Annotated in this window: 5 protein-coding genes and 2 rRNA genes (1 of these 7 running past the window's edge); 5 read left to right on the forward strand and 2 right to left on the reverse strand. The window is 60.3% G+C overall.

Going from position 1 to position 8,398, the window contains the following annotated elements; all coding sequences use genetic code 11:
- Positions 1 to 117 precede the first annotated feature (117 nt).
- The 5 genes from lon to cmoB all read left to right on the forward strand — a co-directional run bounded on the left by lon (position 118) and on the right by cmoB (position 4,729).
- Complete coding sequence (gene lon, locus QE393_RS14280; RefSeq protein WP_310044185.1) at positions 118 to 2,508, forward strand: endopeptidase La; 2,391 nt, start codon at positions 118 to 120, stop codon at positions 2,506 to 2,508.
- A gap of 61 nt (positions 2,509 to 2,569) precedes the next feature.
- Positions 2,570 to 2,962, forward strand: coding sequence for a protease inhibitor I42 family protein (locus QE393_RS14285; RefSeq protein ID WP_310044187.1), 393 nt, complete (start codon positions 2,570 to 2,572; stop codon positions 2,960 to 2,962).
- 63 nt (positions 2,963 to 3,025) lie between these two features.
- Complete coding sequence (gene cmoA, locus QE393_RS14290; protein ID WP_273808036.1) at positions 3,026 to 3,763, forward strand: carboxy-S-adenosyl-L-methionine synthase CmoA; 738 nt, start codon at positions 3,026 to 3,028, stop codon at positions 3,761 to 3,763.
- Entirely contained in the window at positions 3,760 to 3,918 is a 159-nt protein-coding gene (locus tag QE393_RS22585; RefSeq protein WP_405046253.1) for a hypothetical protein, read from the forward strand. Before cmoA ends, QE393_RS22585 begins: the two co-directional genes overlap by 4 nt.
- Positions 3,872 to 4,729: a tRNA 5-methoxyuridine(34)/uridine 5-oxyacetic acid(34) synthase CmoB gene (cmoB, locus tag QE393_RS14295; protein WP_405046254.1), complete on the forward strand. Its 858-nt coding sequence runs from the start codon at positions 3,872 to 3,874 to the stop codon at positions 4,727 to 4,729. Before QE393_RS22585 ends, cmoB begins: the two co-directional genes overlap by 47 nt.
- Positions 4,730 to 5,233: 504 nt before the next feature.
- Here the strand turns inward: cmoB and rrf are convergent.
- Both rrf and QE393_RS14305 read right to left on the reverse strand, forming a co-directional pair.
- Positions 5,234 to 5,349 (reverse strand): 5S ribosomal RNA (gene rrf, locus QE393_RS14300).
- Positions 5,350 to 5,507: 158 nt separating this feature from the next.
- Positions 5,508 to 8,398 (reverse strand): 23S ribosomal RNA (locus tag QE393_RS14305); it runs 5 nt beyond the window's last position.

The raw sequence follows: 8,398 nt of genomic DNA on the forward strand, positions 1-8,398 counted from the left end.
CCCGGTCGTCGCACTTCGAGCGGTAACCGGCGGTCAAGAAGGACAGGTCTTTGCCTGCGTTGAAAAAGCGCCGCCCTCGCCCCATGTTGGCCTCACATCCAAGCCCAAGGTACGCCAATGAGCGATCAGGACAATCAAGCGGATATTCTCAGCGAAGAAGCCGGCCAGACCGGCCTGGTCCTGCCTGGCCAGAATCTTCCCGACAAGCTCTACGTCATTCCCATCCACAACCGGCCCTTCTTCCCGGCCCAGGTCCTGCCCGTCATCGTCAATGAAGAGCCCTGGGCGGAAACCCTGGAGCTGGTGGCCAAGACCGACCACCACTGCCTGGCGCTGTTCTACATGGAGCAGCAGCCCGGCGATGCCGAGGGTTTCGATCCCGACCAGCTGCCGCAGCACGGCACCCTGGTGCGCATCCACCATGCCACCCGTCAGGACGGCAAGCTGCAGTTCGTCGCCCAGGGCCTGTCGCGGGTGCGTATCCGCGGCTGGCTGCGCCGGCAGCGGCCGCCCTACCTGGTGGAGGTCGAGCACCTGCGCCCCAACCCCGATCCCAGCGACGAGGTGAAGGCCTACGGCATGGCGCTGATCAACGCCATCAAGGAGCTCCTGCCGCTCAATCCGCTCTACAGCGAAGAGCTGAAGAACTATCTCAATCGCTTCAGCCCCAATGATCCCTCGCCGCTGACCGACTTCGCCGCCGCCCTCACCACCGCGCCGGGCGACGAACTGCAGCAGGTGCTCGATACCGTGCCCATGCTGCAGCGCATGGAAAAGGTACTGCCGCTGCTGCGCAAGGAGGTCGAGGTCGCCCGCCTGCAGAAGGAGCTGTCCGCCGAGGTCAATCGCAAGATCAACGAGCGCCAGCGCGAATTCTTCCTCAAGGAGCAGCTCAAGCTGATCCAGCAGGAGCTGGGCATCACCAAGGATGATCGCAGCAGCGACATCGAAAGCTTCCGCCAGCGCCTGGAAGGCAAGATCCTGCCCGAAGCCGCCCAGAAGCGTATCGAGGACGAGCTGAACAAGCTGTCCATCCTCGAGACCGGCTCGCCGGAATACGGTGTCACCCGCAACTACCTGGACTGGGCCACCGACCTGCCCTGGGGCGTCCACGGCCAGGACAAGCTGGACCTCAAGCACGCGCGCAAGGTGCTCGACCGCCATCACGCCGGGCTCGACGACATCAAGAATCGCATCCTCGAATTCCTCGCCGTGGGCGCCTTCAAGGGTGAGGTGACCGGCTCCATAGTGCTGCTGGTGGGCCCGCCCGGGGTGGGCAAGACCAGCATCGGCAAGTCCATCGCCGAATCCCTCGGCCGTCCCTTCTATCGCTTCAGCGTCGGCGGCATGAGGGACGAAGCCGAGATCAAGGGGCACCGGCGCACCTATATCGGTGCCATGCCCGGCAAGCTCGTCCAGGCGCTGCGCGACGTCAAGGTGATGAATCCGGTCATCATGCTCGACGAGATCGACAAGATGGGCCAGAGCTACCAGGGCGATCCGGCCTCGGCGCTGCTGGAGACCCTGGATCCGGAACAGAACGTCGACTTCCTCGACCACTACCTGGATCTGCGCCTGGACCTGTCCAAGGTGCTGTTCGTCTGTACCGCCAACACCCTCGATTCCATCCCCGGCCCCCTGCTGGACCGCATGGAGGTCATCCGCCTCTCCGGCTACATCGCCGAGGAGAAGCAGGCCATTGCCAAGCGCCACCTCTGGCCCAAGCAGCTGGACAAGGCCGGGGTGCCCAAGGATCGCCTGACACTCACCGACAGCGCCCTCAAGGCCCTGGTGGAGGGCTATGCCCGCGAAGCCGGCGTGCGCCAGCTGGAGAAGCAGCTGGGCAAGCTGGTGCGCAAGGCGGTGGTCAGGCTCATCGAGGATCCCAAGCTCAAGGTGAAGATTGGTGCCTCGGATCTCGAGGACTACCTGGGCATACCGCCTTTCCGCAAGGAGCAGGTGCTGTCCGGAGTCGGCATCATCACCGGCCTGGCCTGGACCAGCATGGGCGGCGCCACCCTGCCGATCGAGGCGACGCGCATTCATACCCTGAATCGCGGCTTCAAGCTCACCGGCAAGCTGGGTGACGTCATGAAGGAATCCGCCGAGATCGCCTACAGCTACGTCACCGCGCACCTCAAGGACTTCAAGGGCGATCCGAATTTCTTCGACCAGGCCTTCGTCCACCTGCACGTCCCCGAAGGCGCCACGCCCAAGGACGGTCCCAGCGCCGGCGTCACCATGGCCTCCGCCCTGCTGTCGCTGGCCCGCAACCAGGCGCCGAAGAAGAACGTGGCCATGACCGGCGAACTGACCCTCACCGGTCAGGTACTGCCCATCGGCGGGGTACGGGAAAAGGTCATAGCGGCGCGGCGGCAGAAGATCAGCGAACTGATCCTGCCGGAGCCCAATCGTGGTGACTTCGAAGAGCTGCCCGCCTATCTCAGGGAAGGGCTGACCGTCCACTTCGCCAAGCGCTTCGCCGACGTGGCCAAGGTGCTCTTCTAGTCCGACCGGCCAATCTCTTGGGGTATGCTCTGCGTTTTGCCGTCATACCCCGGAGGTTTTCATGTCCAACCGTCTATTGTTCTGCGGCTGTCTGCTCCTGGCCGGCTGCAGCAGTACCCAGCCGAGTGGCAACCTCATCCTGGGCGACGACAGCGACTGCACCCCGCTGGCCATGCACACGGGCCAGGAACTGACCGTGACCCTGCCCAGCGATCCCACCAGCGGCTATCGCTGGGCTGTCCTCCAGCGCAGCGACAATCTCAGGCAACTCGGCCCGGAAGTCTTCCGCGAACAGCGCCAGGATCAGGGCGGCATCGGCAGCGCCGGTCAGTCCCTCTGGCGCTTCCGCGCCCAGAGCGCCGGCAGCGCCCATCTCGAACTCCAGGCCCGCCAGCCCTGGGATGCCGAAGCCGAGCCCCAGGCGCGCTTCGACTGCCGTATCGAAATCCGTTGACGCCACGTCCTGCAATGCCTGCCGGGGGTACAATGCTCCCTTTCGATTTTCCAGGTACCGCCCATGAGCGAAGCCGACCGCCTGTTCGCGTCGCCGCAACCTCCTGCCGACTTCACCTTCAACGAAGACGTGGTGCGCGTCTTTCCCGACATGATCAAGAGATCCGTGCCGGGCTATCCCACCATCGTCGAAAATCTCGGCGTCATCGCCGCGCGTTTCGCCCAGCCTCATAGCCGCCTCTATGACCTCGGCTGCTCCCTGGGCGCCGTGACCCAGGCCCTGCGCCGTCATGTCCGCGCCGAGGGTACCCGGGTGGTAGCCATCGACAACTCCACTGCCATGGTCACCCGCTGCCGCGAATACCTCAGCGCCCAGGATTCGATGCACGAGGAGTTGCTGCCAGTCGAAGTCGTGGAAGGCGACATCCTCGAGGTTCCGCTCGCATCGGCTTCGGTGATCGCGCTCAACTTCACCCTGCAGTTCATTGCTCCGGAACAGCGCCTGGACCTGCTCAGCCGTCTGCGCAACAGCCTGCTGCCAGGAGGAGCCCTGCTGCTATCGGAAAAGATCCGTTTCCCGGACGCTCAAACCCAGGCACTGCTCAACGGCCTGCACCTGGACTTCAAGAGAGCCAACGGCTACAGCGAACTGGAAATCGCCCAGAAACGCACCGCGCTGGAAAACGTCATGCTCACCGACACCCTGGACGAACACCGGGCACGCCTGCAGGCCGCTGGCTTCACCACCGTCGTGCCCTGGTTCCAATGCCTCAACTTCACCTCCCTGATCGCCCTGCCATGACCCAGCACCCTTACCTCGCAGCCCTGCAACAGGCGCTGGCGGCTACCTCGCTGGCTACCTGGTCCCAGTCCCTCGAAGCCGTCCTGGCCGCCAAGTACGCCCGTGGCCATGGCGATCTGCAGCGCTGGCAAGCGGGGTATCGATGCGCTCCCTGAAATCGCTGTAGCAGCTGTCGATCTGCGGTATGCCGTGCGCCTCGCCGGCGCGCCTACCGCTGAGCAGCACCAGGCCCTGCGCGAGGCACTGCTGCAACTGCGGCCCTGGCGCAAGGGGCCCTTCCAGTTGTTCGATCTCCATCTGGACACCGAGTGGCGCTCCGACTGGAAGTGGGACCGGGTCGCCCCCCACCTGGATCTGCAGGGCAAGCGCGTCCTGGACGTCGGCAGTGGCAACGGCTACTACCAGTGGCGCATGCTCGGTGCTGGAGCCAACCTGGTCCTGGGCGTCGATCCCAACTGGCTGTTCCACTGCCAGTTCCAGGCCCTGCGTCGCTATCTGCCCGACCTGCCCACCTGGCACCTGCCACTGACGCTGGAAGAACTGCCCGCCCTGGACGGCGGCTTCGACACCGTCTTCTCCATGGGCGTGCTCTACCATCGCCGCTCGCCCATCGACCACCTGCTGGACCTGAGGAACTGCCTCGACAGCGGCGGTGAGCTGGTCCTGGAAACCCTGGTCGTCGAAGGCGATGCCGCCACCGTGCTGGTCCCCGAAGACCGCTATGCCCAGATGCGTAATGTCTGGTTCCTGCCCTCCGCGGCCGCCCTGCAGCTCTGGCTGCAACGCGCCGGCTATCGTGACATCCGCCTGGTGGACCTTACCCCCACGACGGTAGACGAACAGCGCTCCACCGAGTGGATGGGCTTCCAGTCGCTACCGGACTTCCTGAACCCGGAAGATCCCCGCCTGACAGTCGAAGGCCTCCCCGCCCCCCTGCGCGCCACCCTGATCGCCCGCAAACCCTGAACGCAAAAAGCCCGGCACATGCCGGGCTTTTTCTTGCTCTCTTAACGCCGTCTTAGGTGCTGCGGTAGGTTGGGCTGAGCACAGCGAAGCCCAACATTCAGACTCCAACCCTGGCCCCTCACCGCCCCGCCGCCATTCTCTTGATACCTGCAGCGGCCCCTCGTTGGGCTTCGCTACGCTCAGCGCCAACCTACGACAGTCCTGTGCCGCGCTTCAAACAAAACAGCCCGGCGCAGCCGGGCTGTTGGGGCTCTTGTGCCCTTGCAGGCTTAAAGCAGCACCTGCCCGACAGGCACTACTGCAACGTCTCCGCCGTGCCCTTTGATCCCCTCTCCCCAAGGAGAGGACTGGGGTTAGGGCCGCCTCAGCTACACAGCTTCAGGCTTCCGCTCGCCGATTATTTGCGCCCAGCATTCAAGCCCCCTGACGCCCGGCCAAACTTTTTCCGCCCCAAAGACAACACCCCCGTCAGAGTGAACTGAGCGGGGGTGCTGGGTGTTAGGCGCTTGACGATGACCTACTCTCACATGGGGAAACCCCACACTACCATCGGCGATGCATCGTTTCACTTCTGAGTTCGGGAAGGGATCAGGTGGTTCCAATGCTCTATGTTCGTCAAGCAATTCGGTTGGCTGACCAGGCGCTGCTGCATGCCTGGCTGGCCCAATTGGGTCTGTGATCGAAGTAGACAACTCGTCTTGGGTCTTGCGAACCCACGCGCCGTTTTCGGCGTCGTCTTCCTCACGCTCTGACCGCGGTCAGATTGTTTGGGTGTTATATGGTCAAGCCTCACGGGCAATTAGTATCGGTTAGCTCAACGCCTCACAGCGCTTACACACCCGACCTATCAACGTCGTAGTCTTCGACGGCCCTTCAGGAAGCTCAAGGCTCCAGTGAGATCTCATCTTGAGGCAAGTTTCCCGCTTAGATGCTTTCAGCGGTTATCTCTTCCGAACGTAGCTACCCGGCAATGCCACTGGCGTGACAACCGGAACACCAGAGGTTCGTCCACTCCGGTCCTCTCGTACTAGGAGCAGCCCCTCTCAAATCTCAAACGTCCACGGCAGATAGGGACCGAACTGTCTCACGACGTTCTAAACCCAGCTCGCGTACCACTTTAAATGGCGAACAGCCATACCCTTGGGACCGGCTTCAGCCCCAGGATGTGATGATGAGCCGACATCGAGGTGCCAAACACCGCCGTCGATATGAACTCTTGGGCGGTATCAGCCTGTTATCCCCGGAGTACCTTTTATCCGTTGAGCGATGGCCCTTCCATACAGAACCACCGGATCACTAAGACCTACTTTCGTACCTGCTCGACGTGTCTGTCTCGCAGTCAAGCGCGCTTTTGCCTTTATACTCTACGACCGATTTCCGACCGGTCTGAGCGCACCTTCGTACTCCTCCGTTACTCTTTAGGAGGAGACCGCCCCAGTCAAACTGCCCACCATACACTGTCCTCGATCCGGATAACGGACCAGAGTTAGAACCTCAAGATTGCCAGGGTGGTATTTCAAGGATGGCTCCACGCAGACTGGCGTCCACGCTTCAAAGCCTCCCACCTATCCTACACAAGCAAGCTCAAAGTCCAGTGCAAAGCTACAGTAAAGGTTCACGGGGTCTTTCCGTCTAGCCGCGGATACACTGCATCTTCACAGCGATTTCAATTTCACTGAGTCTCGGGTGGAGACAGCGCCGCCATCGTTACGCCATTCGTGCAGGTCGGAACTTACCCGACAAGGAATTTCGCTACCTTAGGACCGTTATAGTTACGGCCGCCGTTTACCGGGGCTTCGATCAAGAGCTTCGCTTGCGCTAACCCCATCAATTAACCTTCCGGCACCGGGCAGGCGTCACACCCTATACGTCCACTTTCGTGTTTGCAGAGTGCTGTGTTTTTAATAAACAGTCGCAGCGGCCTGGTATCTTCGACCGGCATGAGCTTACGGGGTAAACCCTTCACCCTCACCGGCGCACCTTCTCCCGAAGTTACGGTGCCATTTTGCCTAGTTCCTTCACCCGAGTTCTCTCAAGCGCCTTGGTATTCTCTACCCGACCACCTGTGTCGGTTTGGGGTACGGTTCCTAGTTACCTGAAGCTTAGAGGCTTTTCCTGGAAGCATGGCATCAACCACTTCTCCTTCTAAAAGAAGGATCGTCATCAGCTCTCGGCCTTAACTGTCCGGATTTACCTAAACAGTCAGCCTACCACCTTAAACTTGGACAACCAACGCCAAGCTGGCCTAGCCTTCTCCGTCCCCCCATCGCAGTAACTAGAAGTACGGGAATATTAACCCGTTTCCCATCGACTACGCCTTTCAGCCTCGCCTTAGGGACCGACTCACCCTGCGTCGATTAACGTTGCGCAGGAACCCTTGGTCTTTCGGCGTGCGAGTTTTTCACTCGCATTGTCGTTACTCATGTCAGCATTCGCACTTCTGATACCTCCAGCAAGCTTCTCAACTCACCTTCACAGGCTTACAGAACGCTCCTCTACCGCATCACCAAAGGTGATACCCGTAGCTTCGGTGCCTGGTTTGAGCCCCGTTACATCTTCCGCGCAGGCCGACTCGACTAGTGAGCTATTACGCTTTCTTTAAAGGGTGGCTGCTTCTAAGCCAACCTCCTAGCTGTCTAAGCCTTCCCACATCGTTTACCACTTAACCAGGACTTTGGGACCTTAGCTGACGGTCTGGGTTGTTTCCCTTTTCACGACGGACGTTAGCACCCGCCGTGTGTCTCCCATGCTCGGCACTTCTGGGTATTCGGAGTTTGCATCGGTTTGGTAAGTCGGGATGACCCCCTAGCCGAAACAGTGCTCTACCCCCCAGAGTGATACATGAGGCGCTACCTAAATAGCTTTCGAGGAGAACCAGCTATCTCCGAGCTTGATTAGCCTTTCACTCCGATCCACAAGTCATCCCCTGCCTTTTCAACGGAAGTGGGTTCGGTCCTCCAGTCAGTGTTACCTAACCTTCAACCTGCTCATGGATAGATCGCCCGGTTTCGGGTCTATTCCCAGCGACTAAACGCCCTATTAAGACTCGCTTTCGCTACGCCTCCCCTATTCGGTTAAGCTCGCCACTGAAAATAAGTCGCTGACCCATTATACAAAAGGTACGCAGTCACCTAACAAAGTAGGCTCCCACTGCTTGTACGCATACGGTTTCAGGTTCTATTTCACTCCCCTCTCCGGGGTTCTTTTCGCCTTTCCCTCACGGTACTGGTTCACTATCGGTCAGTCAGGAGTATTTAGCCTTGGAGGATGGTCCCCCCATATTCAGACAGGGTTTCTCGTGCCCCGTCCTACTCGATTTCATTGATAAGAGCGTTTCGCGTACAGGGCTATCACCCACTATGGCCGCCTTTTCCAAAGCGTTCCGCTACTCTCAAATCAACTTAAGGGCTGGTCCCCGTTCGCTCGCCACTACTAAGGGAATCTCGGTTGATTTCTTTTCCTCAGGGTACTTAGATGTTTCAGTTCCCCTGGTTCGCCTCTTAACCCTATGGATTCAGGTTAAGATACCTAGCTTATGCTAGGTGGGTTTCCCCATTCAGAGATCTCCGGGTCGCAGGTCATTTGCCACCTCACCGAAGCTTATCGCAGGCTATCACGTCTTTCATCGCCTCTGACTGCCAAGGCATCCACCGTATGCGCTTCTTCACT

The sequence above is a fragment of the Pseudomonas sp. SORGH_AS_0211 genome, from assembly GCF_031453455.1.
Lineage (GTDB): Bacteria > Pseudomonadota > Gammaproteobacteria > Pseudomonadales > Pseudomonadaceae > Chryseomonas > Chryseomonas aestiva.

Coding starts and splice junctions, on each gene's coding strand:
- lon (WP_310044185.1), top strand. CDS start 118: ATGAGCGATCAGGACAATCAAGCGGATATTCTCAGCGAAGAAGCCGGC.
- QE393_RS14285 (WP_310044187.1), top strand. CDS start 2,570: ATGTCCAACCGTCTATTGTTCTGCGGCTGTCTGCTCCTGGCCGGCTGC.
- cmoA (WP_273808036.1), top strand. CDS start 3,026: ATGAGCGAAGCCGACCGCCTGTTCGCGTCGCCGCAACCTCCTGCCGAC.
- QE393_RS22585 (WP_405046253.1), top strand. CDS start 3,760: ATGACCCAGCACCCTTACCTCGCAGCCCTGCAACAGGCGCTGGCGGCT.
- cmoB (WP_405046254.1), top strand. CDS start 3,872: ATGGCGATCTGCAGCGCTGGCAAGCGGGGTATCGATGCGCTCCCTGAA.